This is a genomic window from Bradyrhizobium jicamae (genome assembly GCF_001440395.1).
Classification (GTDB): Bacteria; Pseudomonadota; Alphaproteobacteria; order Rhizobiales; family Xanthobacteraceae; genus Bradyrhizobium; species Bradyrhizobium jicamae.
On sequence record NZ_LLXZ01000138.1, the window covers coordinates 25653 to 52215 of the forward strand.

The 26563-nt window shown below is 65.0% G+C and carries 19 protein-coding genes; 13 read left to right on the forward strand and 6 right to left on the reverse strand.

Features of this window, described 5'->3' with window-relative positions:
* The first annotated feature begins 105 nt into the window (after positions 1-105).
* Positions 106-1485 carry a serine protease gene (locus CQ12_RS22440; RefSeq protein WP_057837478.1) on the forward strand — a complete coding sequence of 460 codons (1380 nt, stop codon included), beginning with the start codon at positions 106-108 and terminating at the stop codon, positions 1483-1485.
* 149 nt (positions 1486-1634) lie between these two features.
* Here CQ12_RS22440 and ggt read toward each other — a convergent pair whose 3' ends face one another.
* Complete coding sequence (ggt, locus tag CQ12_RS22445; RefSeq protein ID WP_057837479.1) at positions 1635-3314, reverse strand: gamma-glutamyltransferase; 1680 nt, start codon at positions 3312-3314, stop codon at positions 1635-1637.
* 246 nt (positions 3315-3560) lie between these two features.
* On the opposite strand from ggt, the gene CQ12_RS22450 reads away from it, so the two are divergent.
* Positions 3561-4331, forward strand: a complete 771-nt coding sequence (locus CQ12_RS22450; protein ID WP_057837480.1) for a ParA family protein — start codon at positions 3561-3563, stop codon at positions 4329-4331.
* 80 nt (positions 4332-4411) lie between these two features.
* On the opposite strand, the gene CQ12_RS22455 is transcribed toward CQ12_RS22450, so the two are convergent.
* On the reverse strand, positions 4412-4969 hold the full coding sequence (locus CQ12_RS22455; protein WP_057837481.1) for a GNAT family N-acetyltransferase: 558 nt from the start codon (positions 4967-4969) through the stop codon (positions 4412-4414).
* The gene (mutM, locus tag CQ12_RS22460; RefSeq protein WP_057837482.1) at positions 4966-5871 is read right to left on the reverse strand and encodes a bifunctional DNA-formamidopyrimidine glycosylase/DNA-(apurinic or apyrimidinic site) lyase; all 906 of its coding nucleotides are present in this window, start codon (positions 5869-5871) and stop codon (positions 4966-4968) included. Before mutM ends, CQ12_RS22455 begins: the two co-directional genes overlap by 4 nt.
* 79 nt (positions 5872-5950) lie before the next feature.
* Here mutM and ubiE point away from each other — a divergent pair, with 79 nt between their 5' ends.
* The 11 genes from ubiE to trxA all read left to right on the forward strand — a co-directional run bounded on the left by ubiE (position 5951) and on the right by trxA (position 23037).
* A complete protein-coding gene (ubiE, locus tag CQ12_RS22465) occupies positions 5951-6712 on the forward strand; it encodes a bifunctional demethylmenaquinone methyltransferase/2-methoxy-6-polyprenyl-1,4-benzoquinol methylase UbiE (RefSeq protein ID WP_057837511.1) in 762 nt (253 codons plus the stop codon).
* Positions 6709-8283 (forward strand): 2-polyprenylphenol 6-hydroxylase, encoded by a 1575-nt coding sequence (gene ubiB / locus CQ12_RS22470; protein ID WP_057837483.1) that lies wholly within the window; start codon positions 6709-6711, stop codon positions 8281-8283. Before ubiE ends, ubiB begins: the two co-directional genes overlap by 4 nt.
* A 58-nt stretch (positions 8284-8341) precedes the next feature.
* Positions 8342-9763 (forward strand): bifunctional phosphopantothenoylcysteine decarboxylase/phosphopantothenate--cysteine ligase CoaBC, encoded by a 1422-nt coding sequence (gene coaBC / locus CQ12_RS22475; protein WP_057837484.1) that lies wholly within the window; start codon positions 8342-8344, stop codon positions 9761-9763.
* Positions 9760-10218 carry a dUTP diphosphatase gene (gene dut / locus CQ12_RS22480; protein WP_057837485.1) on the forward strand — a complete coding sequence of 153 codons (459 nt, stop codon included), beginning with the start codon at positions 9760-9762 and terminating at the stop codon, positions 10216-10218. Before coaBC ends, dut begins: the two co-directional genes overlap by 4 nt.
* 174 nt (positions 10219-10392) lie before the next feature.
* Positions 10393-12912 carry a PAS domain-containing sensor histidine kinase gene (locus CQ12_RS22485; protein ID WP_057837486.1) on the forward strand — a complete coding sequence of 840 codons (2520 nt, stop codon included), beginning with the start codon at positions 10393-10395 and terminating at the stop codon, positions 12910-12912.
* Entirely contained in the window at positions 12909-14429 is a 1521-nt protein-coding gene (tsaE, locus tag CQ12_RS22490) for a tRNA (adenosine(37)-N6)-threonylcarbamoyltransferase complex ATPase subunit type 1 TsaE (protein ID WP_057837487.1), read from the forward strand. The genes CQ12_RS22485 and tsaE overlap by 4 nt, the downstream gene beginning before the upstream one ends.
* A gap of 91 nt (positions 14430-14520) precedes the next feature.
* Positions 14521-14844 carry a PilZ domain-containing protein gene (locus CQ12_RS22495; protein WP_057837488.1) on the forward strand — a complete coding sequence of 108 codons (324 nt, stop codon included), beginning with the start codon at positions 14521-14523 and terminating at the stop codon, positions 14842-14844.
* 128 nt (positions 14845-14972) lie between these two features.
* Positions 14973-15695: a nucleotidyltransferase family protein gene (locus tag CQ12_RS22500; protein ID WP_057837489.1), complete on the forward strand. Its 723-nt coding sequence runs from the start codon at positions 14973-14975 to the stop codon at positions 15693-15695.
* Positions 15696-15971: 276 nt separating this feature from the next.
* Positions 15972-19118 carry a double-strand break repair protein AddB gene (addB, locus tag CQ12_RS22505; protein ID WP_057837490.1) on the forward strand — a complete coding sequence of 1049 codons (3147 nt, stop codon included), beginning with the start codon at positions 15972-15974 and terminating at the stop codon, positions 19116-19118.
* Positions 19112-22612 carry a double-strand break repair helicase AddA gene (gene addA / locus CQ12_RS22510; RefSeq protein ID WP_057837491.1) on the forward strand — a complete coding sequence of 1167 codons (3501 nt, stop codon included), beginning with the start codon at positions 19112-19114 and terminating at the stop codon, positions 22610-22612. The genes addB and addA overlap by 7 nt, the downstream gene beginning before the upstream one ends.
* 104 nt (positions 22613-22716) lie before the next feature.
* The gene (trxA, locus tag CQ12_RS22515) at positions 22717-23037 is read left to right on the forward strand and encodes a thioredoxin (protein WP_016847387.1); all 321 of its coding nucleotides are present in this window, start codon (positions 22717-22719) and stop codon (positions 23035-23037) included.
* A 160-nt stretch (positions 23038-23197) separates the two neighbouring features.
* Here trxA and CQ12_RS22520 read toward each other — a convergent pair whose 3' ends face one another.
* The 3 genes from CQ12_RS22520 to accD all read right to left on the reverse strand — a co-directional run bounded on the left by CQ12_RS22520 (position 23198) and on the right by accD (position 26469).
* Complete coding sequence (locus tag CQ12_RS22520) at positions 23198-23938, reverse strand: metallophosphoesterase family protein (RefSeq protein WP_057837492.1); 741 nt, start codon at positions 23936-23938, stop codon at positions 23198-23200.
* A 252-nt stretch (positions 23939-24190) separates the two neighbouring features.
* On the reverse strand, positions 24191-25531 hold the full coding sequence (locus tag CQ12_RS22525; protein ID WP_057837493.1) for a bifunctional folylpolyglutamate synthase/dihydrofolate synthase: 1341 nt from the start codon (positions 25529-25531) through the stop codon (positions 24191-24193).
* Positions 25528-26469 (reverse strand): acetyl-CoA carboxylase, carboxyltransferase subunit beta, encoded by a 942-nt coding sequence (gene accD / locus CQ12_RS22530; protein ID WP_057837494.1) that lies wholly within the window; start codon positions 26467-26469, stop codon positions 25528-25530. The genes CQ12_RS22525 and accD overlap by 4 nt, the downstream gene beginning before the upstream one ends.
* Between the last annotated feature and the right edge of the window lie 94 nt (positions 26470-26563).

Consider the following 26563-nt stretch of genomic DNA (forward strand, 5'->3'; position numbering starts at 1 on the left):
AACCGGGATGCCCTGAACCGGGGTGCGGTTGTTGCCGACTAAGCAGATGTGCTTAATTGGCCGGACGTCAATGATCGCACTCTCCCTCTTCCGCCGGGATTTGTCATGAGATTGGTGCCTTCAGCAACATTGGTGATCGCGGCTTCGGTTTTTGTGGTCGCCGGGACCACCGCGCAGGCGCAGATGACGCCGCCTTCCACGGCCGGCACCAAGCCCAAGCCGGTCGCGACGGAGCCGATCCGCCCCGCGCTGCAGAAGCCGGAGGACACCGCCAAGGCGCTGGGACAGGCCGAGCGGCTGGCGCTGCAGTCGGACCTTGCCTGGGTCGGACAATATAACGGCGCCATCACCGGCGACGTCAGCGAGCGCATGGTCAATGCGATCAAGGAATTCCAGAAATCGCGCGGGGGCAAGCAGACCGGCGTGCTCAATCCGCAGGAGCGCGGTGCGCTCGCCGATACCGCGAGGAAAAAGCAGGAAAGCGTCGGCTGGAAGATCGCCACCGATCCCGGCACCGGCGTGCGGCTGGGAATTCCCACCAAGCTGGTGCCGGCGCAGGCCAGCGACGCCACCGGCACCAAATGGACCTCGCCGACCGGCACCATCCAGATTCAACTGGCGCGGCGCAAGGAGGCCAATCCGACCACCGCCAAGCTTGCCGAGCGCGAGAAGAAGGAACCGGGCCGCAACATCGATTACACCGTGGTCAAGCCCGACTTCTTCGTGCTGTCCGGCCTGCAGGGCCTGAAGAAGTTTTACATGCGCGGCACCTTCAAGGGAGACGAGGTTCGCATCCTCACCATCATGTACGACCAGGCGACCGAGAATACCGTGGAGCCGGTCGTGATCGCGATGTCGAGTGCGTTCAACGCGTTTCCGGCGGCGGCGCAAACCGCTGGGCCTCCGCCGCGCAAGACCGTCGAATACGGCACCGGTGTCGTCGTCGGTGACGACGGCGCGATCATCGCCGATCGCCAGATCACCGACGGTTGCCTTACGGTCGCAATCGCGGGCTTCGGCAATGCCGACCGCGTCGCCGAGAACAAGGAGCACGATCTCGCGCTGCTGCGCATCTATGGCGCACGCGGGCTGCAAGCGCTCAACCTCGCTAACGCCGCTACAAAAACGTCGCTCGATCTCACCGGCATTGCCGATCCGCAGAACCAGGGCGGCGGCGCTGCGGTCACCGGCGCCAAGGCTTCGGTAACCCAACTCGGCGGCGCCAGTGATGTCGCGCTGACGCCTGCCCCGGCACTCGGCTTTTCCGGCGCGCCGGCGCAGGATGGCGACGGCAGGTTTGCCGGCATCGCGCTGTTGAAACCGGTTCAGGTCGCGGGGACCACCAATGGCGTACCCGCGGCACAGGCGGTGCTGGTGACGAGCGATACGCTGCGCGATTTTCTGAAAGCCAATGGCGTTAGTGCGAGCGGCGGGACGACAGACGCCAAAGCGTCGGTCGTTCGTGTGATCTGCGTCAGGAAGTGAGCTGTCGTCACCTGCCTTGTGCGCAATTGCGCACTGGGGCAGGTGACCCAGTATTCAAGAGGCCGTGGTGATTGAGCCGAGAGGCCGCGGCGTACTGGATACCCGCCTTCGCGGGTATGACATCCTTTCGTGCGGCAAGAGCAAAGGTCTCAGCTCAATCCGAACCTCACGCCGGCACGCGCGAGCCCGCCGGCGATGCCAATCGGCGTTCCGTCCGCGCGCCAGCACGCTGCGCCCGACATCGTGCCGTCCGTGTGAAACTGGATCGCATTCATGCCGCCGGCAACCGTCGGCATCGGCTGCACCCTGTGACCCATCGCGACAAGTTTGGCGCGAACATGATCAGGCACCGCCAGTTCGACTTCGAGCGCATTGCCCTCGGTCCAGACCCGCGGCGCTTCGACCGCCTCCTGCAGGCTCATGCCGTGGTCGATCAGGTTGATCAGTGCCTGCATCGCACTTGGGAAGATCCGCTTTCCGCCGGGTAGGCCGAGCGCGTAAACGAGCTTGCCGTCGCGCAACGCCATGACAGGCGACATCGAGGTCGTCACGCGTTTGCCCGGCGCCAGCGACAGCGCATGGCCGGGGCGAGGATCGTAAAGGTTCATGTAGTTGTTCGGAATGGCGCCGAGCCCGGGAATCAGAATCTTGGCGCCGAACAGATTGTTGATGGTCTGCGTGGTCGCGACCACATTGCCGAACGCATCCGCCGCGGTCATGTGGGTGGTGTCGGCGCTTTCGAGCTGCGCGATACCGGCGCCCCACGCTTGCGCGCGGTTCGGATCGATCGCCCGGCGGCGTTCGTCGGCATAGGCCTTCGAGGTCAGCCGCTCGACCGGCACGTTGATGAATTCAGGATCGCCGCTGGCGGCAGCGCGGTCGGCGAAGGCGATCTTGAGCACCTCGGCAAGATAGTGGATGGTGTCAGCAGAGCCGAAGCCGAGCTTTGCAATATCATAGCCTTCGAGAATGTTGAGCATCTGCGCGATGTGCACGCCGGAGGCCGCGGGCGGCGGCGGCCCGAGAATTTGCCAGCCGCGATAATCGGCGCGGATCGGCTGGCGCTCGACGGTCTTGTAGCCCGTCAGGTCCTCGCGGGCGATGAAGCCGCCGTTCTTCTTCATGTAATCGACAAGGATATCGCCGAGCGGCCCGTGATACAGCGCCGCCTCGCCGTGCTGCGAGATGTAGCGCAGCGTCTCCGCATATTCCGACTGCACCACGCGCTCGCCAACTTTCAGCGGCATCCCGTTAGGCAAATAGATCGCCGAGATCCCCTTGTCCTTCAACATTTCCGCGGCACTGTCGGTGATGCATTCGTGCAAATATGGCGTCGCCGCATAGCCGCGTGCGGCATATTTGATGGCGGGCTGCATGACGTCGGCAAGGCCCATGGTGCCGAACCGCTGCAGCGTCTCGCACCAGGCTTTCAGCGAGCCCGGCACCGCGACGGCCTTCGGGCCGTTCAGATTCTCCTCGCCGACGGTATCGAACACATCATGCGCCGAACCGGGCTTCAAGGTGTAGGTATCGGGCCTCACCGCCAGCGGCACCGTGCTCTGGCCGTCGATGAAGCGGTGGCTGCCGTCGGCGAGCCTGACATGGGCCATGCCGCCGCCGATGATGCCGACCATCATCGGCTCGACCACCGTCAGCGCGAACAGGGTCGCGATCGCGGCATCGATGGCATTGCCGCCCGCCGCCAGCATTTCCGCGCCGGCGCTCGAGGCCAGCGGGTGATTGCTGACCACCATGCCGCGGCTGCCGGCCGCAGGCTGCTTCTGGCACTGAAAAGTGGTGGCTGCGCGATCCCGCCAATGACCCGTCATGCTGTTTTCCCGTTTCTTGTTGTGGTTTCACTGGGCATAAAATGCACCACGCGGCAGTATTTGCCCGGATGACCACCATTCCAGAATCGGGCATCATTGCAAGCTGACTGATTCGGACTACCGCGATCCCCTGACCTTTGGATCGGGCTGGGCACGTCTGAGAGAGCGCGTAACTTGGCGTCGCAGAATGCGGCGCAGCTCGTGTGCCGGAACCCAAATGCCAGAAAGCCATCCAGAGGACGTGAAATGCAGACGATCGTATTGGCCACCCAGAAGGGTGGCGCGGGGAAAAGCACGCTCGCCATCAGCCTTGCCCTTGCCGCCATCCGGGCCGGGCACAATGTCCGCCTGATCGAGACGGATACACAGGGCACCCTTTCGAACTGGAAGCGCCGCCGCCCCTATGCCGCGCCGATCGTCGAGCCGATCTACGCCGCCAGGGAGGTCGAACAGCGCCTGCAATCGCTCGGCCGCGAGGGCGTGACGGTAACGATCGTCGATACCGCGGGCGGGATCACTGCCGCGACCAATTCAGCGATCCGTTATGCCGACTTCTGCCTTATTCCGGCGCGCCCAAGCATCGCCGACATCGAGGCGACGGCTGCGACGCTCAGTGTCGTCAGGGCCTGGCGCAAGCCGTTCGCCTACGTCCTGAACCAGACGCCGATCCGGAGCGCGGCGCGCCTCGCCGGCGCGGAGAACCTGCTGGGCGATGAGGCCGCGCTCGACGCCGCCGATATTGTCGCCAGACCCGTCATCGTAATGCGCAACGATCACCAGGACGCGCTGATCGCCGGCCTGGCGGTCTGCGAACATGCACCAGGCGGCAAATCCGCCGAGGAAATCCGCGCTCTCTGGCAGTGGGTCGACGCGAGGCTGGGCAATGCGTCGACCGCCCGTGACGCGCCGATCGTCAAGGAGCTGGTGGAAACGCCCAAGATTCTTCCTGCAATGGCCGCGCTCCCGTCCGTCGCAAACGACAGCGCTCGCTTCCTGAGAGTCCTGGCTCGGACGTGATACCCCCTGCCGCCGCCAAAGTTCGGCGAGCCAAGGCGAAAGCAATCCAGCCACCAGCCCCGCTGGATTGCTTCGCTTTGCTATCGATGCCGACGCAGCCAGTTTTCCCGCGACACGCGCCATTTTTCGGCGAGCGTCTGGCCGTCGTGATGGGCAAGCTCGACATAGCCGATGAACTCGGCGCCGGTCTTCTGCTTGACCCGGCGTGACGCCGCGTTGGTGGCCGCATTGCAGGCGTAGAAGCTCTCGATCCCGAGCGTGCGGAAGGCAAAATCGTTTACCGCCGAGACGGCTTCGCTCATCAAGCCCTGATTCCAATAGCGCTCGGCGAGCCAGAAACCCCGGTTGCCCTTCACATTGTCCGACCTCGGACGAAAGCGGATATTCCCGACCGCCTCGCCATCGCCGCCGCGCAGCACCAGCATCCAATTATAGATCTCTTCCCCTGCGGCGACCCTTTCCAGTTCCCGCGTAACGAAGGTCACCGCGCCGTCTTCCGGATACGGCCAGGGAACGACCTGCGCGAGATGCTGGATGATGTTCCAGTTGTTGAAATGGCGCTGGATCGCCGGCGCATCCGACATCGCGAGCGGCCGCAGGATCAAGCGCTTGGTTTCGAGCGTCGGAGTGACGGTCATTTCTGACATTTCGGGCACCAGAAAGTGGAGCGGCCATTCTGCACGAAACGCCGCACAATGCCGCCGCAGTTCTTCGTCTGACACTTCTCGCCCTCGCGGTCATAGACCTGGAACGAGTGCTGGAAGTAGCCGAGCTCGCCCGAGGTCAGGCGATGATCGCTGATCGAGGAGCCGCCGGCCTTGATCGCCTGATTCAGCACCGAATGAATCGCATTCACCAGCCGCACGGCGTGATCGGTCGGTTCGCCCCCGGCAACGCCCTTGCGTTGTCCGGCTTTCGTCGCCAGCGTCGCAGCCAATCGGCGCGGTGACAGATGCGACCGGTACAGCGCTTCGCAGACATAGATATTGCCGAGGCCGGCGACCACGCGCTGGTCGAGCAGCGCGGCCTTCAGGCTGGTCTTCTTGTTGGCGCAGGATGCCGCCAGCATCGCAGCGTCGAATTCGTTGCCGAGCGGCTCCGGTCCGAGATCCTTCAACAGCGGTTCGTCCTCCAGCGCGTTGCGGGCGATGATCTTCATGTAGCCGAAGCGGCGCGGATCGTTGAACACGATAGCGGCACCCGATGACATGTGGAACACCACGTGATCATGTGCGCGGTCCTCGCTGCGCGGATGGTGGAATTGGCCGGGCGCGCTGTCGTTGACGCCGTCCAGCACCCGGAACGAGCCGGACATGCCCAGATGCATCAGCAGGACATCACCGGAGCCGAGATCCGCCATCAGGTATTTGGCGCGGCGGCCGAGGCCGGTCACGGTCTGGCCCTCCAGCCGCGCGATAAAATCTTTTTGAAAGGGAAAGCGGAGATCCTTCCGGCGGGCTTCCGCCTTGAGGATTTTCGACCCCTCCATGGCGGGCTGAAGGCCGCGGCGGACGGTCTCAACTTCAGGCAATTCGGGCATACAGGCATTCACCTTATGGAGGTGACGTGATAGCGCCATTGCGGCCGGCGCGCTATGGTTGGCCTATGGAGTAAAGTTGATGGATCGGCCGGATCAAACCACCCATTTTGGCTTCAGGGACGTGCCCTTGGGGGACAAGCAGACGCTGGTGAACGACGTTTTTCACAGCGTGGCACGGCGTTACGACCTGATGAACGATCTGATGTCGGCGGGCCTGCACCGGGTCTGGAAAGACATCATGATTATGGCGCTCAACCCGCCGAAGAACGACGCGCCGTTTGCGCTGCTCGATGTCGCCGGCGGCACCGGCGATATCGCCTTCCGCGCGGCCGATGCGGCAGGCCTGGGCTTCCACGCCACCGTCTGCGACATCAACACCGACATGCTCGAGGTCGGCCGCAACCGCGCGCTGGCGCGCCACCTCGACCATCAGATTTCCTTTGTCGAGGGCAATGCCGAGACACTGGCGTTTCCCGATCGCGCCTTCGACGCCTACACCATCGCCTTCGGCATCCGCAACGTACCGCGGATCGATGCGGCGCTGCGCGAGGCCTATCGCGTGCTGCGGCCGGGCAGCCGATTCCTGTGCCTGGAATTCTCCACCGTCGACGTTCCCGGGCTCGATTGGTTGTACGACCAGTTCTCGTTCAAGGTGATCCCGCCGCTCGGCCGCGCCGTAACGGGCGACGCGGAGTCTTATCAATATCTCGTCGAATCGATCCGGAAATTTCCCCGGCCCAATCAATTTGCCGAGATGATCCGCGCCGCCGGCTTTGCCCGGGTGAAGTGGGAAAGCCTCTCCGGCGGCATCGTGGCTTTGCATTCGGGCTGGCGTTTGTGATTTCTGCAGCGCCCCACATCGCGCGGCTCGTCCGTGCCGCCTACGTGTTCGCGCGCGAAGGCGTGTTCGGCGTGGTCGATCCGAGCCTGGTGCCGCCGCCCGGGCAACTCGCGCTGCGCCTGGCGCGGCTGATCGAGCGGCCCGGCGTCAAAGTCGGTCCGCGGCTGTCGCGTGCGCTGACGCGGCTCGGCCCCGCCTATCTCAAGCTCGGACAGTTTCTGGCGACGCGCCCCGACGTGGTCGGCGTCGCGATGGCGCGCGATCTGGAAAGCCTGCAGGACCGGCTGCCGCCGTTTGCGCAAACCGAAGCCGAGGCGGTGATCGCCGCATCGCTGGAACGCCCTGTGGCGCAGGCATTTATCAGCCTCGGACCCCCGGTCGCCGCCGCCTCGATCGCCCAGGTGCATCGCGGCGAAGTGGAGCGCGACGGCGTGCGCCAGCCGGTCGCCGTAAAAGTTCTCCGTCCCAATGTCGCCTCGCGTTTCCGCCGCGATCTCGCTGACTTCTTCTTCGTCGCGCACAATGCGGAGGCGCATTCGGCTGAAGCACGGCGGCTGCGGCTGATCGAAGTCATCAACACGATGTCGCGCTCGGTCGCGATGGAGATGGATCTGCGGCTGGAGGCAGCCGCGCTGTCCGAGATGGCGGAGAACACGCGCGACGATCCGGATTTCCGCGTGCCTGTCGTCGACTGGGACCGCACCACCCACAACGTGCTGACGATGGAGTGGATCGACGGCATTGCGCTCAACGATCACGCGCGCCTTGAAGCCGCGCAGGTCGATCTGCCCGACCTCGGCCGCAAGGTGATCCAGAGTTTCCTGCGCCACGCGCTTCGCGACGGCTTCTTTCATGCCGACATGCATCCCGGCAACCTGTTTCTCGACAATGCCGGCCGGCTGGTTGCGGTCGATTTCGGCATCATGGGCCGGCTCGGGATGAAGGAGCGGCGCTTCCTTGCCGAAATCCTGCTCGGCTTCATCACGCGCGACTATCGTCGCGTCGCGGAAGTGCATTTCGAAGCCGGTTACGTGCCGGGCCATCACTCGGTGGAGAATTTCGCGCAGGCCATCCGCGCCATCGGCGAGCCGATCCACAATCGCACCGCCGAAGAAATCTCGATGGCGAAGCTGCTGACGCTTCTGCTCGAAGTCACCGGCCTGTTCGACATGCAGACCCGGCCCGAACTGATCCTGCTGCAAAAGACCATGGTGGTGGTCGAAGGGGTCGCGCGCGGCTTCGATCCCAAACTCGATATCTGGAAGGTCGCCGATCCCGTGGTGCGCGAATGGATCGAGCGCAATCTCGGTCCGCTCGGCCGGGTTCAGGGCGCGCTATCAGGCGCCGGCGAACTCGGCCGCGTCATGACGGGGCTGCCCGCAATCGCCTCGCGGGCGGTTGCCGTGCTCGAGAACATGGAGAAGATGACCCGCGAGGGCATGACGCTGTCGCCGGAGACGATCGCCGCCCTGGGCCGCGCCGAGGGCCGCAAGAGCCGCTGGCGGACGGTGGCACTCTGGATCATCGCCGCGACCTTTATCGGGATCTTGATCGCCATACGGCAGCTTTGATTGCAATGCTAGCACAATGTGCTAGCATTGACTGCATATCTCCGCTGGAGGCCCGCCGATGGCCAGCCTGACCATTCGAAAACTCGACGAGCACGTCAAAACCTATCTGCGGCTTCGATCGGCAACGAACGGCCGCTCCGTCGAAGAGGAGGTTCGGGTCATCCTGGGAGAACTCATCCAGGGGCGCCCCGAACTACCAGGCGCCTCCATCTCCTCCGCCGAAGCTCCCGCACAGGCCCCGCGCCCAGTCAGCACCTCTAGCGCGCGGAATGTCACCCTGATCATCGGCGGCGGCATCGCCGCCTTTAAATCGCTGGAGCTGATCCGGCGGCTGAAGGAGCGGCACATCGACGTTCGCTGCGTGCTGACGAAAGCGGCCCAGCAATTCGTCACGCCGCTTTCGGCGAGCGCGTTGTCGCATGAGCGTGTCTATACCGACCTGTTCGACCCCGGCAGCGAATTCGACGCCGGTCACATCCGCCTGGCGCGCGAATGCGATTTGATCATCGTGGCTCCGGCGACCGCGGACCTGATGGCGAAGATGGCGCAGGGCCACGCCGACGATCTCGCCAGCGCAATCCTCCTGGCGGCCGACCGGCCGATCCTGCTGGCGCCCGCGATGAATCCGCTAATGTGGAACAATGCCGCCACTCGCCGCAACGTGCTGCAGCTCCGCCGCGACGGCGTCCAGATGATCGGCCCCAATGCCGGCGAGATGGCTGAATCCAATGAGGCCGGCGTCGGGCGGATGTCGGAGGCCGTCGAGATCGCGGCCGCCGCCGTCGACATCCTGCGCCCGCCGCAACCGCGCCCGCTCGCCGGCAAGCGCGTGCTGATCACCGCAGGCCCGACGCATGAGCCGATCGATCCCGTGCGCTATATCGCCAACCGCTCCTCCGGCAAGCAGGGGTTTGCCATTGCCGTCGCAGCGCAAGCGGCCGGCGCCGACGTCACGCTGGTCTCCGGTCCGGTGGATTTGCACGATCCCGCCGGCGTCACCGTGATCCGAGTGGAATCGGCGCGCGACATGCTGCATCGGGTGCAGGCCGCATTGCCGGCCGACATCGCGATCTTCGCAGCTGCCGTCGCCGACTGGCGCGTCGCCAATGAGGGCGAGCAGAAACTGAAGAAAACCTCCGCCGGCATGCCGCCGCTTCAGCTGGTCGAAAACCCCGACATTCTCGCGACGATCTCGAAGCTCACGGACAAGCGGCCGCCGCTGGTGATCGGCTTCGCCGCCGAGACCGAGCATCTGATCGACAACGCCAAGGCCAAGATCGCGCGCAAGGGCTGCGACTGGATCGTCGCCAACGACGTTTCGCCCGCAACCGGCGTAATGGGCGGCGACCGCAACACCGTCCATCTGCTGACGCGCGACGGCGACGATATCGGTGTCGAGTCCTGGCCTGTCATGACCAAGGAACAAGTTGCCACCGAACTGGTGGCGAAGATTGCGAAAAGCGTGGAGAAGAATTCGTGAGCGCAACGGTGAAGGTCGACATCCGCCAATTGCCGCACGGCGATGGTCTCGCCCTTCCGGCCTATCAGAGCGCCGATGCCGCGGGGCTCGACCTGCTCGCGGCGGTGCCGGCGGATGCGCCGCTGATTCTTTCGCCCGGGAAATTCGCGATGGTGCCGACCGCGCTGACGATCGCGCTGCCCTCAGGCTATGAGGCGCAGGTGCGGCCACGTTCCGGGCTTGCCGCCAAGCATGGCGTCACGGTGCTGAATTCACCTGGTACTGTGGATGCGGATTATCGCGGCGAGATCAACGTGCTTCTGATCAACCATGGCGACGCGCCGTTTCCGATCAAGCGCGGCGAGCGCATCGCACAGATGGTGATCGCGCCGGTGGTGCAGGCGGAACTGGTTCCGGTGGCGTCGCTCTCGACGACCGATCGCGGCAGTGGCGGTTTCGGGTCGACCGGGCGATGATTTGCGTCGATAAACACGGCTGAAATTGGTGATCCTCTGATTTCTACACAGGCCGGATTCACGTTCACGGTCTGGACTCTTACCCCCTGAGTCGCGTTTGGGGGATACTCTCAGTTGATTCGTGCACGGCGGGGGTAGCGCCGGGCCTGCAGTCGTGCGTTTTTGGGGCAAATAATGTCGGGCGTAGTCGCGGCGATGCGTCGAACCCTGCTGTCGTGCACCTCACTGGCGCGCCACGGCACGATCGCGCTTGCCATCGCTCTCCCCGCGTTGTCTAAACCCGCGTTCGCCGCCGATTTGACTATCACACAGGCAATTTCCGCCTTGTTCGACCTCAATCACCAGGAATTCGCGGCGCTGACAACGGCGCTGTCGCTGCTCGGTTTCACCGTGGTGGCGGCAATCCTCTTGATGCGCACGCGCATCCGGGCCACCCGAACGGAACTCAGCCTGCGCTCCGACATCGCCGACCTGCAGGTGCAGGCTGACCGGCTGCGTGCGCTTCTGTTCGCCGAGCCCCAGGTTCTCATCTCCTGGGCGGCGGGCGACAACCGGCCGCAGATCAGTGGCGATACCTCGCTTCTGGTCTCGCAGGACGCGCTGACGAACTCGCCACAACGTATCCTCGCCTTCGGAACCTGGCTGCCGCCGGAACCCGCGCTGCAGATGGACCATGCGGTCGACTTGCTGTGCGAAGCCGGCGAAGGTTTTCTGCTCAACCTCTCCCCCTCGAACGGCCGCGCCATCGAAGCGATGGGCCGCGCCATCGGCGGGCAAGCCATTGTGCGGATTCGCGAACTCGGCGGCCTGCGTCGCGACTTGGCCGAAGCCAATCTCCGCTACAGAGCGCTGCTGGAGGAGACCGATCTGTTGCGCGACTTCGCCGCCGCGGCGCCCTGGCCGATCTGGGCCAAGAGCACCGAGGGCAATCTGCGTTACGCCAATACGGCCTATGTCCGCGCCACCGAGGGTGCAAGCCTTGCAGACGCGATCCACCGCAACCTCGAACTGCTGGAGAACGACCAGCGCGTCGAGATGGGCAAGGTGCTGAACGACAATTCCAGCTTCAGCGCGCGGCTGCCGATCGTGGTCGGCGGCGAGCGGCGCATCTATGACGTTCAGGCACTCAGGCTCGGTGGCGGCAGCGCCGGCATCGCCATCGACGCCAGCGAGGCGACCGCGTTGCGCGACGCCATGGAGCGGATGGCGGAAGCGCATCGCCGTACCCTCGACCAGTTGTCGTCAGGCGTTGCCGTGTTCGACGGCCAGCGGCGGCTGGCCTTCTACAACGAATCCTACCGGCGGCTGTGGGGGCTCGATCAAGCCTTCCTCGATTCCAACCCCGACGATTCCAGCGTGCTCGACCGCTTGCGCGCGACGCGCAAACTGCCCGAACAGCCCGACTTCCGCGCCTGGAAGGCCAAGCTGCACGAAGCCTATCGCGCCGTCGAGCCGGCGACCTACAGCTGGTTCCTGCCCGACGGCCGGGCGCTGAGCGTCGTCACCACGCCGAACCTCGAAGGCGGCGTCACCTATCTGTTCGACAATGTCACCGAAAGCCTCGACCTTGCACGCCGCTACGACCGGCTGACGCGGGTCCAGCATGAAACGCTCGACAATCTTGCCGAGGCGGTCGCGGTGTTCGGCAGCAACGGCCGCGTCGAGCTGTTCAATCCCGCTTTCGCCAGGATGTGGAAGCTGTCGGCGGAATCGCTGAAGGAGCAGCCCCACATCGAGACCGTGGAAGCCTGGTGCAAGCCGCTGTTCGACGACGCGCTGACCTGGCGGGCGCTGCGTGAGGCGATCACGGGAATCGAGAACCGGGCACAGGTGGCGCTGAAGCTCGAGCGCAAGGACGGCAGCGTGCTGGATTGCATGACCATGCCGCTGCCGGACGGCGCAACGCTGCTGACCTTCCAGGACATCACCGACACAGAAAACGTCGAGCGGGCGCTGCGCGAACGCAACGAGGCGCTGGAAGCCGCCGACCAGATGAAGGTCGATTTCGTCCACCACGTGTCCTATGAGCTGCGCGCGCCGCTGACCACCATCATCGGCTTCGCGCATTTCCTCAGCGATCCCTCGACCGGCCCGCTGACGCCGAAGCAGGCCGAATATCTCGACTACGTCACCAAATCGACCAACGCCCTGCTGGCGCTCACCAACAACATTCTCGATCTCGCCACCATCGATGCCGGCGCCATGAAGCTCGAGCTCGGCCCGGTCAATATCGAAAAGGCGATCCAGGCTGCCGCCGAAGGCATTCAGGACCGGCTGGCGACCGACCGCATCGAACTCAAGGTCGATATCGATCCCAATATCGGCAACTTCACCGGCGACGAGCGGCGCGTGGTGCAGGTGCTCTATAACCTGCTCGCCAACGCCGTCGGATTCTCGCCGCACGATGCTGCTGTTATCATCAGCGCGCGGCGAACCGAGCATCGCGTGATCTTCACCGTCAGCGACTCCGGCCCCGGCATTCCGGCCGATGTGAAGGACAAGGTGTTCGACTGGTTCGAGAGCCACTCGCACGGTTCGCGGCACCGCGGCGCCGGGCTCGGCCTGTCGCTGGTGCGTTCCTTCGTCGAACTGCATGGCGGCAAGGTGCGCGTCGATTCGGTGGTCGGCAAGGGCACGACGGTCACCTGCGACTTCCCGGTCGACCAGAACGCGCACCGCAACGCCGCCGAATGACCGCCCCGACCACATTCACGGCGGCGCTGGCAAACGAAGCCGCGACGGCGTATCTGATGGCCGACCTTGCGCTGCTGGTCGGCCCGGGCGACGTCATCACGCTGTCGGGCGATCTCGGCGCGGGGAAGACGGCCGCCGCACGCGCCATGATCCGCTATCTCGCCGACGATCCCGCGCTGGAAGTGCCAAGCCCGACATTCACGCTGGCGCAGAACTACGACGTGCCGTTTCCGATCGTGCACGCCGATCTCTACCGCATCAACGATGCGAGCGAACTGGAGGAAATCGGATTGTCGCCATTGCCCGAGGGCACGCTGGCGCTGATCGAATGGCCGGAGCGCGCCCCGGATGCGCTGCCCGAAGACCGCATCGACATCGCCTTCAGCCATCGTCCGGCGCTCGGCTCCGCCGCGCGCGCCGCCGAGATCACCGGCCATGGCAAGGCGGCGGCGCAGGTGGCGCGGCTGAAGGCTTTGCGAATATTTCTCGAAGACGCCGGCGTTCTGAATGCCGCGCGCGCGCGCATGCCCGGCGACGCCTCGACGCGTTCCTACGCACGTCTGATCGACAAGGACGGCACGTCGATCCTGATGAATTCGCCGCGCCGCCCGGACGGCCCGGCGATCTATGGCGGGAAATCCTACAGCGCGGCCGTTCATCTCGCCGAGGACGTCAAGCCGTTCGTCGCGATCGACAACGGCCTGCGCGCGCACGGCTTCTCGGCGCCCGCGATCCGCCATGCCGATCTCGATTCCGGCTTCCTGATCACCGAGGATTTCGGCAGCGCCGGCATCATCGAAGGCGATCCGCCACGGCCGATCACCGAGCGCTATGAAACTGCGACCGACATGTTGGCGGAGTTGCACCGCAAACCGCTGCCCGAAGCGACACCGCTGGCACCGCAGGTTTCCTACGACATTCCGCGCTACGATATCGACGCGTGGCTGGTCGAGATCGGCTTGATGCTCGAATGGTATCTGCCGGATCGCGGTGCTGAGGTGAGCCAGGAACAGCGCGAGCAGTTCGTCGCGATGTGGCGAGCGCTGCTGGAAAAGCCGGCGGCCGCGCCGCGCACCTGGGTGATGCGCGACTTTCATTCGCCCAACATCATCTGGCTCGGCGAACGCACCGGGATCTTGCGCGTCGGCATCATCGACTTCCAGGACGCGGTGCTGGGTCCCGCCGCCTACGATCTGGTGTCGCTGCTGCAGGACGCCCGGCTCGACATTCCGGAACAACTCGAGCTGTCGCTCCTGACCCGCTACATCAAGGCGCGGCGCGCGACGGACAGCCAGTTCGATCCGGCGAGCTTTGCCGAGCTTTACGCCATCATGTCAGCGCAGCGGAATACGCGCCTGCTCGGCACCTTCGCCCGCCTCAATCGGCGCGACGGCAAGCCGCAATATCTGCGCCACCAGCCGCGGATCTGGACCTACCTGAACCGCTCGCTGGCGCATCCGGCATTGGCGGCGTTTCGCGAATGGTATGCCGCCAACGTGCCGCCGCCTCTCGCCTGATTTACCTCCTGTTAGCCAACCCGCCTTTAATCTGGAAGCTGCCATGCCGTGCAGACATGGCGTAAGCCGATTTTGAAACGGGAAGACAGCAATGGCGGGAGCGGAACGGCGCCGGGGAGATCGAGTCGTATTCGAGCGCGGCTTTGCGGCGCACATGATGGGAATCGACGGCACCTGGCGACGCGATTGCGTGATGGAAGACGTCTCCGAGACCGGCGCCAAGCTGACGGTCGAAGGTTCGGTCGAGGGCCTGCACCTGAAGGAATTCTTCCTGCTGCTGTCGTCCACCGGACTGGCCTATCGGCGCTGCGAACTGGCTTGGGTCAATGGCGACCAGATCGGCGTCAATTTCCTGAAGCAGGGCGACAAGAAAAAGAAGGCGGCCAAGCGCGGCACCGAGGACGCCGAAGCCTGAGTTTGGATCGCGCCGGCGGCCGTCGTACGGTCGTCATATCCGGCCACTAAGGCCTCATGGTTGCTGGTTCAAGCTACTCGCCGTGGTATGATCCGCGGCGCAATTTGATGGTTCGAGAAACTCCAGAAATGTCCGTTACGCCCACCAAAGCCATGGTCCTTGCCGCCGGTCTCGGCCTGCGCATGCGCCCCTTGACCGACCACATGCCAAAGCCGCTGGTGAGCGTTGCCGGCCAGCCATTGCTCGATCACGTGCTGGACAAGCTCGCTGGTGCCGGTGTCGCCGAGGCCGTGGTCAACGTGCATTACCTGCCCGACCAGATCATCCAGCACACGGCAAGTCGCAAGCGGCCCCGCATCATCATTTCCGACGAACGCGACCAGGTGCTCGGCACCGGCGGCGCGGTGGTGAAGGCGCTGCCGCTGCTCGGCACGGAGCCGTTCTTCCACCTCAACGCCGACACGATGTGGATCGACGGCGTGCGACCCAACCTGGAGCGACTCGCCGAAACCTTCGATCCTGATCGCATGGACATCCTGCTGTTGATGGCGCCGACCACCAGCAGCATCGGCTATGGCGGCCGCGGCGACTATGCCATGCTGCCGGACGGCGCGCTGCGCAAGCGGCGCGAGCATCAGGTGGTGCCGTTCGTCTATGCCGGCGCGGCGATCATGTCGCCGTCGCTGTTTGCCGATGCGCCCAAAGGCGAGTTTTCACTAACCAAAATGTTCGACCGCGCCAACGAGCAGGAGCGGCTGTTCGGCCTGCGGCTCGACGGCGTCTGGATGCATGTCGGAACCCCCGACGCGGTACAGGCCGCGGAAGAGGCGTTTCTGGAAAGCGTGGCGTAGCCGCATTCCGTGGTTTCGTAGGGTGGGCAAAGGCGCATTTGCGCCGTGCCCACCATCCATCCCAAATCCCGATGGAAATGGTGGGCACGCTGCGCTTTGCCCACCCTACGCACCGGCTCCGCCGCGCTCAGACAAAAAATCCCGAAAACAACCCCATGCAAAGTAGAGTGGGGCCCGGACTGCTTTGGCAGTGAGTAGCGGGGACGCCGCCCTCGCCCGCATGACCTCTCCCTCATCGCTCCCTATATTGGCGACTGACCCCGAATCAGGCAGCCCATGCGCGTTTTCAGCGTTCCCGTCTCCGTACCTCTCCTGCGCACCGTCATCGCGGCGCTGGTCGACGGCCGGCTGGTTGAGGGATTCGAGGCGCGCAAGGATCCGCTCAACCTCGCGCGCGCGACGCTCTATCTGCCGACCCGGCGTGCCCTGCGGCTGGCGCGCGAAATCTTTCTCGATGAGCTGAAGACCGATGCCGCGATCCTGCCGCGCATCGTGGCGCTCGGCGATATCGACGAGGACGAACTGGCGTTTTCCGAAGGCTCCGAGCAATTCAGCGGCGTGGCGCCGCTCGACATTCCGCCACGACTCGGCGAGCTGGAACGACGGCTGACGCTGGCGCATCTGGTGGCGGCATGGGCGAAGAGCCCGGTGTCGGCGCCGCTCGTGGTCGGCGGCCCGGCCTCGACGCTGGCGCTGGCCGGCGATCTGGCGCGGCTGATGGATGACATGGTGACGCGCGTCGTTGCCTGGGAAGCGCTGGATAAACTGGTGCCCGACCAGTTCGACAAATACTGGCAGCACTCGCTGGAATTCCTGCGCATCGCGCGCCAGGCGTGGCCGGAGCATTTGAGGGAAATCGGCCGGATCGAACCGGCCGAACGGCGCGATCGCCTGATCGAGGCAGAAGCTGGGCGCCTGACCGCGCATCACGAGGGACCGGTAGTTGCGGCAGGCTCGACCGGTTCGATGCCGGCCACCGCAAAGTTCCTCAACGCCGTCGCCCGCCTGAAGCAGGGCGCGGTGGTGCTGCCGGGGCTCGACACTGATCTGGACGAAGAAGCCTGGCAGACGATCGGCGGCATCAGGGACGCGCAGGGCAAGTTCACCACGCAGCCCTCCTCGAACCATCCGCAATTCGCGATGCAGGGATTGCTGGACCGCTTCGGCATCAGGCGTAGCGACGTTGAAATCCTCGGCACGCCAGCACCGCATGGCCGCGAAGTCCTGATGTCGGAGACGATGCGGCCCTCCACGGCGACCGAGCAATGGCATGACCGCCTGGCGCAGCCGGATGTTGCCGCGAAGATCGCCGTCGGCATGACGAAACTCGCGGTGGTCGAAGCGCCCAGCTCGGAGATGGAGGCGCTGGCGATTGCGGTGGCGATGCGCGAGGCGCGGCATCTCGACAAATCGGCGGCGCTGGTGACGCCGGATCGCGCGCTGGCGCGGCGGGTGATGGCGGCGCTGCGGCGCTGGAATCTCGAATTCGACGATTCCGGTGGCGACGCGCTGATGGATACGCCGAGCGGCATTTTTGCCCGCCTCGCCGCGGAAGCCGCTGCCAGGGGATTGGAGCCGCCGACGCTGCTGGCACTGCTGAAGCATCCGTTGTTTCGGCTCGGCGGTGCGTCCGGCGCGTTCAGGCATGTCATCGAGGTGCTCGAACTGGCACTGCTGCGCGGTACCCGACCGCAAGCGGGAACGAGCGGCCTTGCGCGCGACTTCGACCGCTTCCGCGTCGAACTCGGAAAACTCCGGCGCAAGGAGACGTCTTCGCTTCATGCCGCCGAGCCGCGCGCAAAATTGAAGGATGGTGAACTCGACCAAGCGCAGGCACTGATCGCATCGTTGCAGAAAGCGCTGGCGCCGCTGGAAGTCATGGGCTCGTCAAAGCCGTACGATTTCGCCGAGCTGGCGGTGCGCCATCGCGAGATCCTGATTGCGCTGTCGTCAGATCATAACGGCGTCGCCGTCGCCTTCGAGGAAGCGCAGGGCTCGGCACTATCGGCGGCGTTCGACGACCTGCTCGCCGAGGAGAAGCCGAGCGGCCTGATGGTCCAGCTCGGCGATTACCCCGAAGTGTTCCAGACCGCCTATGCCGACCGCATGGTGCGGCGGCCGGAATCCGCGAACGCGCAGTTGCAGATCTACGGCCAGCTCGAAGCGCGCCTCACCGAGTCCGACCGCGTCATCCTCGGCGGGCTGGTCGAAGGCGTGTGGCCGCCGGCGCCGCGGGTCGATCCGTGGCTCAGCCGGCCGATGCGCCACGAGCTTGGCCTCGACCTGCCGGAGCGGCGCATCGGCCTCTCCGCGCACGACTTCGCGCAATTGTTGGGAACGGATGATGTGATCCTGACCCATTCGGCCAAGGTCGGCGGCGCGCCGGCGGTCGCCTCGCGCTTCCTGCACCGGCTGGAAGCGGTGGCGGGCGAGGCGCGCTGGGACGAGGCCAAAAGCGCCGGCGAAAATTACGTGCGCTTCGCCGCCGAGCTGGATCAACCCGACGCGATCGAACCGATCGCGCAACCCGCGCCGAAACCGCCGGTCGAGACGCGGCCGACAAAACTGTCGGTCACGGCGATCGAGGACTGGCTGCGTGATCCCTATACGATCTACGCGAAACATATTCTGCGGCTCGATCCGCTCGACCCCGTCGACATGCCGCTGTCGGCGGCCGATCGAGGCTCGGCGATCCATGACGCGCTCAGCGAGTTCACGCAGAAATTTGCCGACGCCCTGCCCGCGCAGCCCGCGCTGGTGCTGCGCGGCATCGGCGAGAAATTCTTCGCACCATTGATGGAGCGTCCCGAGGCGCGGGCGCTGTGGTGGCCGCGGTTTCAGCGCATCGCCAACTGGTTTGCGGATTGGGAAGAGGCGCGGCGCAACGAGATCGAGAAAATCGCCGCCGAGATCAAGGGCGAGATCAAGATCCCGCTCGACAACGAACGCATCTTCACGCTGTCGGCGCGCGCCGACCGGATCGAGCAGCGCCATGACGGCAGCTTTGCGATCCTCGATTACAAGACCGGCCAGCCGCCGACCGGCAAGCAGGTGCGGATGGGCTTGTCCCCGCAACTGACACTGGAGGCGGCGATCCTGCGCGAGGGTGGCTTTGAGAACATCCACGCCGGCTCCTCCGTCGGCGAACTCGTCTATGTCCGCCTCAGCGGCAATAATCCGCCCGGCGAGCAGCGCTCGCTGGAACTGAAGATCAGAAGCAACGATACGCCGCAGCCGCCGGACAAGGCGGCCGACTACGCCCGCGAGCAGCTTGAAGCGCTGATCCGCAAATTCGAGAACGTGGAAACCGCCTACACCTCGCTGAACCTGTCGATGTGGTCGAACCGCTACGGCGCCTATGACGATCTCGCCCGCATCAAGGAATGGTCGGCGGCCGGCGGACTGGGGATCGAGGAATGGTGAAGGCTGCCCGTATCATTCCTCCCAAAGTGCGCGACACGCAGGCACGCGCGTCCGATCCGACGGCGTCCTCGTTCGTCTCGGCCAATGCCGGATCTGGCAAGACGCATGTGCTGGTGCAGCGCGTGATCCGGCTGCTGCTCAGCGACGTGCCGCCGGAGAAAATCCTCTGCATCACGTTTACAAAAGCCGCCGCCGCCAACATGGCCGAGCGCGTGTTCACCACGCTGGGGCATTGGGTGACGCTCGACGACGACGCGCTGGATGCGGCGATCCGCGAGGCAGGCATCGCCCATCCCGGCGCACGCCTGCGCAAATCGGCGCGCAAACTGTTCGCCTGCGCGCTGGAGACGCCGGGCGGACTGAAGGTACAGACCATCCACGCGCTGTGCACACGGCTGCTGCAGCAGTTCCCGTTCGAGGCCAACGTGCCGGCGCGCTTCGCCGTGCTCGACGACCGCGACCAGAACGAGATGATGGAACGCGCCAATCTCGCGGTTTTCCTCGAAGCGTCACGCAATCCCGACAGCGCCACCGGGCGTGCGCTGATGACGGCGATGGCGAGCGCCGCCGACGTCACCTTCAAGGACGTCGTGCGCGAGGCCTGTCTCAGCCGCGATCATTTCATGGCCTGGACGGACGCCGCCGGCAGCGCGCATGCGGCGGCAGCGCAGATTTCGGCCGCGCTCGGTGTTGATCCCGACGATCGCATCGAGGATGTCGAGCGTGAGATATTGGATGGGCCGAACCTGCCGCGGTCGCTCTGGCCGGAAATCGCGTCTGCCCTGGATAACGGAAGCAAAACCGATCAAGGCCAGGCAGCACAGCTTCGCGCCGCGTTGATGTTTTCCGGCGCGGCCCAGGTGGAGGAGTATCTCTGCGTATTCCTCACCGACTCCGATCGCACGCCGCGCAAATCGGTGGTGACGAAGAATTTTGCGCGGGACAATCCCGCCGTTGGACGTCTGTTCGAAGCTGAAGCCCGTCGCCTCGGCCCGCTGATCGAACGCCGCCGCGCGGTGGTGGCGCGCGACCGCACCGAGGCCCTGCTCTATATCGCGACCGCGGCGGCGGCGAACTATCGCCGCGAGAAGCAGGAGCGCGGCCTGCTCGACTATGACGACCTGATCGACAAGACGCTGGCCATGCTCGATCGCGTCTCCTCCGGCTGGGTGCATTACAAGCTCGACCGCGGCGTCGATCACGTGCTGATCGACGAAGCGCAGGATACGAGCCCGCGGCAATGGGACATCGTCGCCCACATCATCTCCGAATTCACTTCCGGAGCGGGCGCGCGCGACGGCGTGGTGCGGACGGTGTTCGCAGTCGGCGACGAGAAGCAATCGATCTTTTCATTCCAGGGCGCGGCCCCGCGCGAATTCGACCTGCGCCGCCGCGCGCTGCAGCGGAAGTTCGAGGGTGCCGGGCTGAAGTTCGATCCGGTGTCGTTTACCTATTCGTTCCGTTCGGGGCCGGCGATCCTGCATGCGGTCGATCAGGTCTTTCGCGAGCAGGATATTTTTCGCAGCATTCACGCGGTCGATATCGGCAATCCGATTCATCACGCGCTCTCCGACGCAGGGCCCAGCCAGATCGATCTCTGGGAACTCGCGGAGGCCGACGACCGGCAGGATATCGAGGGCTGGCGCGCGCCGTTCGACGGCGTCGCCGCGACCAGCCCCGAAGTGAAGCTGGCCCGGCGCATTCAGGCCGAGATCAAGACGCTGGTGGCGAGCCGCGCGACGACCGGCAGCAAAGGCGACCGCCGGCCGCTGCGCTATGGCGACGTGCTGGTGCTGGTGCGCCGGCGCGGCAACGCATTCGACGCGGTGATCCAGGCGCTCAAGCACGCCGGCATCCCGGTCGCCGGCGCCGACCGCCTCAAGCTGACCGAGCACATCGCGATCATCGACCTGATGAACCTCGCCGACGCACTGCTGCTGCCGCAGGACGATCTGGCGCTGGCGGTAGCACTGAAGAGTCCGCTGTTCGGGCTCGACGACGACGATCTGTTCAAGATTGCCTTCGATCGCAAAGGCTCCTCCCTGCGCGCCGCATTGACCGCGCGTGCGCCAACGGACGCCCGGTTGAGGGATGCGCTGTGGCGGCTCGATCAGTGCGAACGCCGCTTTGCCAGTGAAACGCCGTTTGCGTTCTATGCCTGGCTGCTCGGCGGCGACGGCGGCCGCGCGCGAATCCTGCGTCGGCTCGGACACGAGGCGAACGACGCGTTGGACGAGTTTCTGGAGCTGGCGCTGAACTACGAGCGCAAGGCGCCGGCTTCGCTGCAAGGCTTCATGGCCTGGCTGCGCACGGCGGATCTCGAGGTGAAACGCGACATGGAAATTTCGCGCGACGAGGTCCGCGTCATGACGGTGCATGGCGCCAAGGGCCTGGAAGCTGCCGTCGTGTTCCTGGTGGATACCACGACCTCGCCCTCGGATACGCAGCGGCTGAAGCTGATCAATCTGCCGGTCGGCAATGCCGATCCGCATGCGCCCGGTGTCGTGGTATGGGCCGGACGCAAGGCCGAGGATCCGCCAGCCGTCGTCGCGGCCCGCGCGACGATGATCGGCGATACCGAGGATGAATACCGCCGCCTGCTCTATGTCGCGATGACGCGTGCGGCGGACCGGCTTGTCGTCGGCGGCTGCATGCCCGGCAACATGAAGAGCGTGCGGCCGCTGTCCTGGTACGATCTGATCACCAAGGGGCTCGACGGTTCCGGATTGCAGCTTCAGGAGATCGAAACGGCCGCAGGCCGGGTGAAGCGCTATGTGCGCGCGGAGGAGACTGCGCCATCGGCCGCTCCGGCTGCCGCGCCGTCCTCGGCGGCGCCTATCGTTCTGCCGAGCTGGCTGCTGACGCCGGCACAGCCCGAAATCTCGCCGGAGAGTCTGCTGCGCCCCTCCGACCCCGCAGACAGCGGGCATCAGCCGGTGCGGACGGTCGAATCGCTCGCCCAGCGCGCCCGCGCCCTGCAGCGCGGTACGCTGGTGCACCGTCTCCTGCAGTCGCTGCCTGAAATCGCCGCCGAGCGCCGCCGCGAGGCCGCGCTGGCCCATCTGGCCCGCAATGCCAACGGCTGGGCCGCCGAGGAGCGGCAGCAACTCGCCGAAAGCACGCTGGCCCTGATCGGGGATCCGCGCTTTGCGCCCGTGTTCGCCCCTGGCAGCCGGGCCGAGGTCTCGATCGTAGGGCGGCTCGAGCGGCCGGGCGGACGTCCGGCCCTGGTGTCCGGACAGCTCGACCGCCTTGTGGTCACAGACAGCGAGGTCCTGATCGTCGATTTCAAGACCAACCACACCCCGCCGAGCCGGCCCGAGGCGGCTCCGCGGGGCTATGTCCGCCAGCTCGCGCTGTACCGGGCAGTGCTCGGCAAGCTTTATCCCCAGCTGCCGGTCCGGGCCGCGCTGCTCTGGACCGAAACCTCTGAATTAATGGAGATTTCGGCCCCCGCGCTGGAGGCCGAGCTGGCATCCATCATCTCGGCGTGACCCGAGCTTGACCCGGCAGGATCGCGTTCATAGGTTTGCCACATCATCCCAGGGCGCGATTCTTGACCGCGCCCCTTCATTTCTAACCGAACGAGGTAATTCCGATGGCCGTTGGCAAGGTTTCTGACGCCGATTTCGAAGCCGAAGTGCTCAAGGCGACCGGGCCGGTGGTCGTCGACTTCTGGGCCGAATGGTGCGGCCCCTGTCGCATGATCGCGCCTGCACTCGACGAGATTTCCGGCGCCATGGGCGACAAGGTCAAGATCGTGAAGCTGAACGTCGACGAGAGCCCGAAGACGGCCTCGAAGTACGGTGTGATGTCGATCCCGACCCTGATGATCTTCAAGGGTGGCGAGATGGCTTCCCGCCAGGTCGGCGCCGCGCCGAAGGCCAAGCTGCAGCAGTGGATCACCGCGGCGGTCTGATCGGCTTTCGATTTATCGATTGTGACGGCCGGCGAATAGCCGGCCGTTTTGTTTTGCAGCCAATGATCTCGTAACCCGGGTGGAGCGTAGCGTAACCCGGGGCTCTCTGTTCGCGGCACGATCCTCCTGGATTGCGCTTCGCTCCATCCGGGCTACGGGATTATCGAACCCATCCTGTCGCCAGCGCGGATGCAAATTCAGCATCGCCATTGCGGCGAGCCAATGCCGCCATGGCATCGCTATCGTAAGGCACATGACGGAAGGTGACGCGCCAGCTTCCCGATGCCAGCTCGAGAACCGCGTAGCGGGCGTCGGGCGTGCCCGCCTCTATCCGGTGCGGAAACGGCACGTTGTAGGAAAAGCCGGGACTACCGATGCTTCCGGGATTGACCACGAGGCGTCCATCGCCGAGCCGCACCGCGCGTGCGATGTGAGTATGTGCGCACAGAATCAGCGACTGCGAGATTCCCTTCGCTTCTTTCTCGATGGCCTCCAACGGAGACATTCCGACCGAGCCGTCAGGCGTCACCGTTTCAAGCCAGTAAACATTGTCGTCGACAGGTGTGGCGTGGCAGAGAAACACTTGCTCGCGAAAGACCCGCGTTGACGGCACCTTGCGCAACCAGTCGAGATGCTCGATGCCGAGTTGCGCATAAGCGGGCCGTTCCCACGATCCCATCTTCTCGACGGGGCGGTCGATCAGCCAGCGATCATGATTGCCGAGTACGTGAACGGCATCGAGTGCCATCAGCGCATCCATGGTACGCCGTGCGTCGAGCGGGCCGCTCGCCATGTCGCCGAGATTGACGATCTCCTCGATGCCCTGCGCGCGGATGTCGGTGAGGACCGCTTCCAGCGCGAGATAATTTCCATGGACGTCGGCAATCGCGGCAAAACGCATTTGGAATTCCAGGTGTCGGATAAGGTCTCGTCGTAAAGATCTTGCAAGAACGATGCTACGGCCTCTACCTCATTTGGGTGAAACCAGCCTGCAACATTATCCCTACTTCCTATTGCGGAACCAGGGTTCCGACTCGCGGCCTTCAGACACGTTGGTTAGTCTTTGCAAACACCGGGGCTGGCGAATTCCATAAACAATCAATTATTATTTCCCGGGCGGCCGCTGGAAGCAATTCCAGCGGTCATTTAATTTCTAACCCGGCGGCGTGCCGTTAATCGCGAGCACGTGGCCAGCGAGATAGAGCGAGCCGGCAATCAAAATCCGCGGCGGCACTTCATAGGCGAGACGCGACAGCGCGTGCAGCGCGGCTTCGACGCTGGCGGCATTTTCCACGCGCATGCCGAGCGCGCGCGCCGCGTCCGCCAGCCGGTCCGACGGCATCGCATTGTCGCGGCCGGGAATCGGCACCGCCACGATGTGGCGCGTGAGACCTGCGAAATTGGCGAGGAACGCGCCGGCATCCTTGTTCGCCATCATGCCCGCGATCACCACCAGCGGCCGCGACACCCGCTCTTCGAGATCGCCGAGCGCGGCTGCGGCGACACGGCCGCCTTCCGCATTGTGTCCGCCGTCGAGCCAGATCTCGCAGCCCTTCGGCCCCTGATCGACCAGCGCGCCGGCTACCAGCCGCTGCATCCGCGCCGGCCATTCGGCGCCAACGATGCCGGCCTCGAAGGCGCGCATGCCGATCTTGAACGTCTCGATCGCGCGCAAGGTCGCAATGGCAAGACCGGCATTGTCGAACTGATGCCGTCCGAACAGCTTTGGCGCCGCAAGATCCATCAGGCCGCGCTCGTCCTGATAGACCAGCCGTCCGCGCTCGACACCGACATGCCATTGCTGTCCCGCCGCATGCAGCGGCGCGCCCATGCGCTTTCCCTGTGCCTCGATCACCGACATCGCCTCCGCCGCCTGCTCGGCGCAGATCAGCGGCGCGCCGCGCTTGATGATGGCGGCCTTCTCGCCGGCGATCGCAGTCAGCGAGTTACCGAGATATTCGGTATGATCCATGCTGACAGGCGTGATGACGGTGGCGACCGGGCGATCGATGACGTTGGTGGCGTCCAACCTTCCACCGAGACCGGTTTCCAGCAGTACGACATCGGCGTCATGCTCCGCGAACAGGCAAAACGCCGCCGCGGTCTCCATCTCGAAAATCGTGACCGGCTCGCCTGCGTTGACCTGTTCGCAATGCTCCAGCACCCGGCGCAGCTCGGCATCATCGGCCAGCCGTCCGCCGCCGCCCTCGCCGATGCGATAGCATTCGTTGATCCGCACGAGATAGGGCGAGGTGTAGACGTGGACGCGCAGCCCCGCGGCTTCGAGGATCGCGCGCAGATAGGCGATGGTGGACCCCTTGCCATTGGTGCCGGCGACATGGATCACCGGCGGCAACGTCCGCTCGGGATGATCGAGCCGCGCCAGCAGGCGGTGCATGCGATCGAGGCTGAGATCGATGCGCTTCGGATGCAAGGCAGACAGCCGCGCGATCAATTCACCGAGCGGCTGGGGTTTTGCGGCCGGCAGGTTCACGCGTGGGGCGCGGCCGGCACGGCTTCCGGCGTCGAGACGATCTGGGCGGGGTCCGTGACCTGCGGCGAAGGCTTGGAGGCCGTTTCGAGCGGCGGCGATTTGGTGAGGATCCGGCAGAGCCTCGCCAGCGTCGGACGCATCTCGTGACGATGCACGACCATGTCGACCATGCCGTGGTCGAGCAGATATTCGGCGCGCTGGAATCCTTCCGGCAGCTTCTCGCGGATGGTCTGCTCGATCACGCGCGCACCGGCGAAGCCGATCAGCGCGCCCGGCTCAGCAATATGGACGTCGCCCAGCATGGCATAGGACGCGGTGACGCCGCCGGTGGTCGGATTGGTCAGCACCACGATGTAGGGCAGCTTCGCTTCGCGCAGCATCTGCACACCGACGGTGGTGCGCGGCATCTGCATCAGCGACAGGATGCCTTCCTGCATCCGCGCGCCGCCGGAAGCGGCAAACATGATGAAGGGCGCCTTCTTTTCGAGCGCGAGTTCGAGCCCGCGCACGATCGCTTCGCCCGCGGCCATGCCGAGCGAGCCGCCCATGAAATCGAAATCCTGCACCGCGATGACGACGCCGGCGCCTTCCAGCTTGCCGAAGCCGACCTTGATAGCGTCGTTCAGCCCGGTCTTGGCGCGGGCGTCCTTGATGCGGTCGACATATTTGCGCTCATCGCGAAACTTCAGCGGATCGGCCGTCACTTCGGGCAGCGCGATGTCGTACCAGGTCTCGTTGTCGAAGATCGACTTCAGCCGCGCCACCGCGCCCATGCGCATATGGTAGTTCGAGCCGGGGATGACGAACTGGTTGGCCTCGACGTCCTTGTAGAACACGAGCTGCCCGGAATCCGGGCACTTGATCCACAAATTCTCCGGCGTTTCGCGCCGCAGGATGTTGCGGATCTTTGGCCGGACGACATTGGTGAGCCAATTCATGGTTCGCTCCGAAATGCGGTTGAACGCATCGACTGGAATATATGGCGGCCCGACTCAAAGCAGGCAAGCCGCCGTTGACGCCTATTTCCACGCA

Excerpts from the sequence above, each read along its gene's own strand:
- CQ12_RS22440 (WP_057837478.1), top strand. The coding sequence starts at position 106 with ATGAGATTGGTGCCTTCAGCAACATTGGTGATCGCGGCTTCGGTTTTT.
- ggt (WP_057837479.1), bottom strand. The coding sequence starts at position 3,314 with ATGACGGGTCATTGGCGGGATCGCGCAGCCACCACTTTTCAGTGCCAG.
- CQ12_RS22450 (WP_057837480.1), top strand. The coding sequence starts at position 3,561 with ATGCAGACGATCGTATTGGCCACCCAGAAGGGTGGCGCGGGGAAAAGC.
- CQ12_RS22455 (WP_057837481.1), bottom strand. The coding sequence starts at position 4,969 with ATGACCGTCACTCCGACGCTCGAAACCAAGCGCTTGATCCTGCGGCCG.
- mutM (WP_057837482.1), bottom strand. The coding sequence starts at position 5,871 with ATGCCCGAATTGCCTGAAGTTGAGACCGTCCGCCGCGGCCTTCAGCCC.
- ubiE (WP_057837511.1), top strand. The coding sequence starts at position 5,951 with ATGGATCGGCCGGATCAAACCACCCATTTTGGCTTCAGGGACGTGCCC.
- coaBC (WP_057837484.1), top strand. The coding sequence starts at position 8,342 with ATGGCCAGCCTGACCATTCGAAAACTCGACGAGCACGTCAAAACCTAT.
- CQ12_RS22485 (WP_057837486.1), top strand. The coding sequence starts at position 10,393 with ATGTCGGGCGTAGTCGCGGCGATGCGTCGAACCCTGCTGTCGTGCACC.
- tsaE (WP_057837487.1), top strand. The coding sequence starts at position 12,909 with ATGACCGCCCCGACCACATTCACGGCGGCGCTGGCAAACGAAGCCGCG.
- CQ12_RS22495 (WP_057837488.1), top strand. The coding sequence starts at position 14,521 with ATGGCGGGAGCGGAACGGCGCCGGGGAGATCGAGTCGTATTCGAGCGC.
- CQ12_RS22500 (WP_057837489.1), top strand. The coding sequence starts at position 14,973 with ATGTCCGTTACGCCCACCAAAGCCATGGTCCTTGCCGCCGGTCTCGGC.
- addB (WP_057837490.1), top strand. The coding sequence starts at position 15,972 with ATGCGCGTTTTCAGCGTTCCCGTCTCCGTACCTCTCCTGCGCACCGTC.
- addA (WP_057837491.1), top strand. The coding sequence starts at position 19,112 with ATGGTGAAGGCTGCCCGTATCATTCCTCCCAAAGTGCGCGACACGCAG.
- trxA (WP_016847387.1), top strand. The coding sequence starts at position 22,717 with ATGGCCGTTGGCAAGGTTTCTGACGCCGATTTCGAAGCCGAAGTGCTC.
- CQ12_RS22520 (WP_057837492.1), bottom strand. The coding sequence starts at position 23,938 with ATGCGTTTTGCCGCGATTGCCGACGTCCATGGAAATTATCTCGCGCTG.
- accD (WP_057837494.1), bottom strand. The coding sequence starts at position 26,469 with ATGAATTGGCTCACCAATGTCGTCCGGCCAAAGATCCGCAACATCCTG.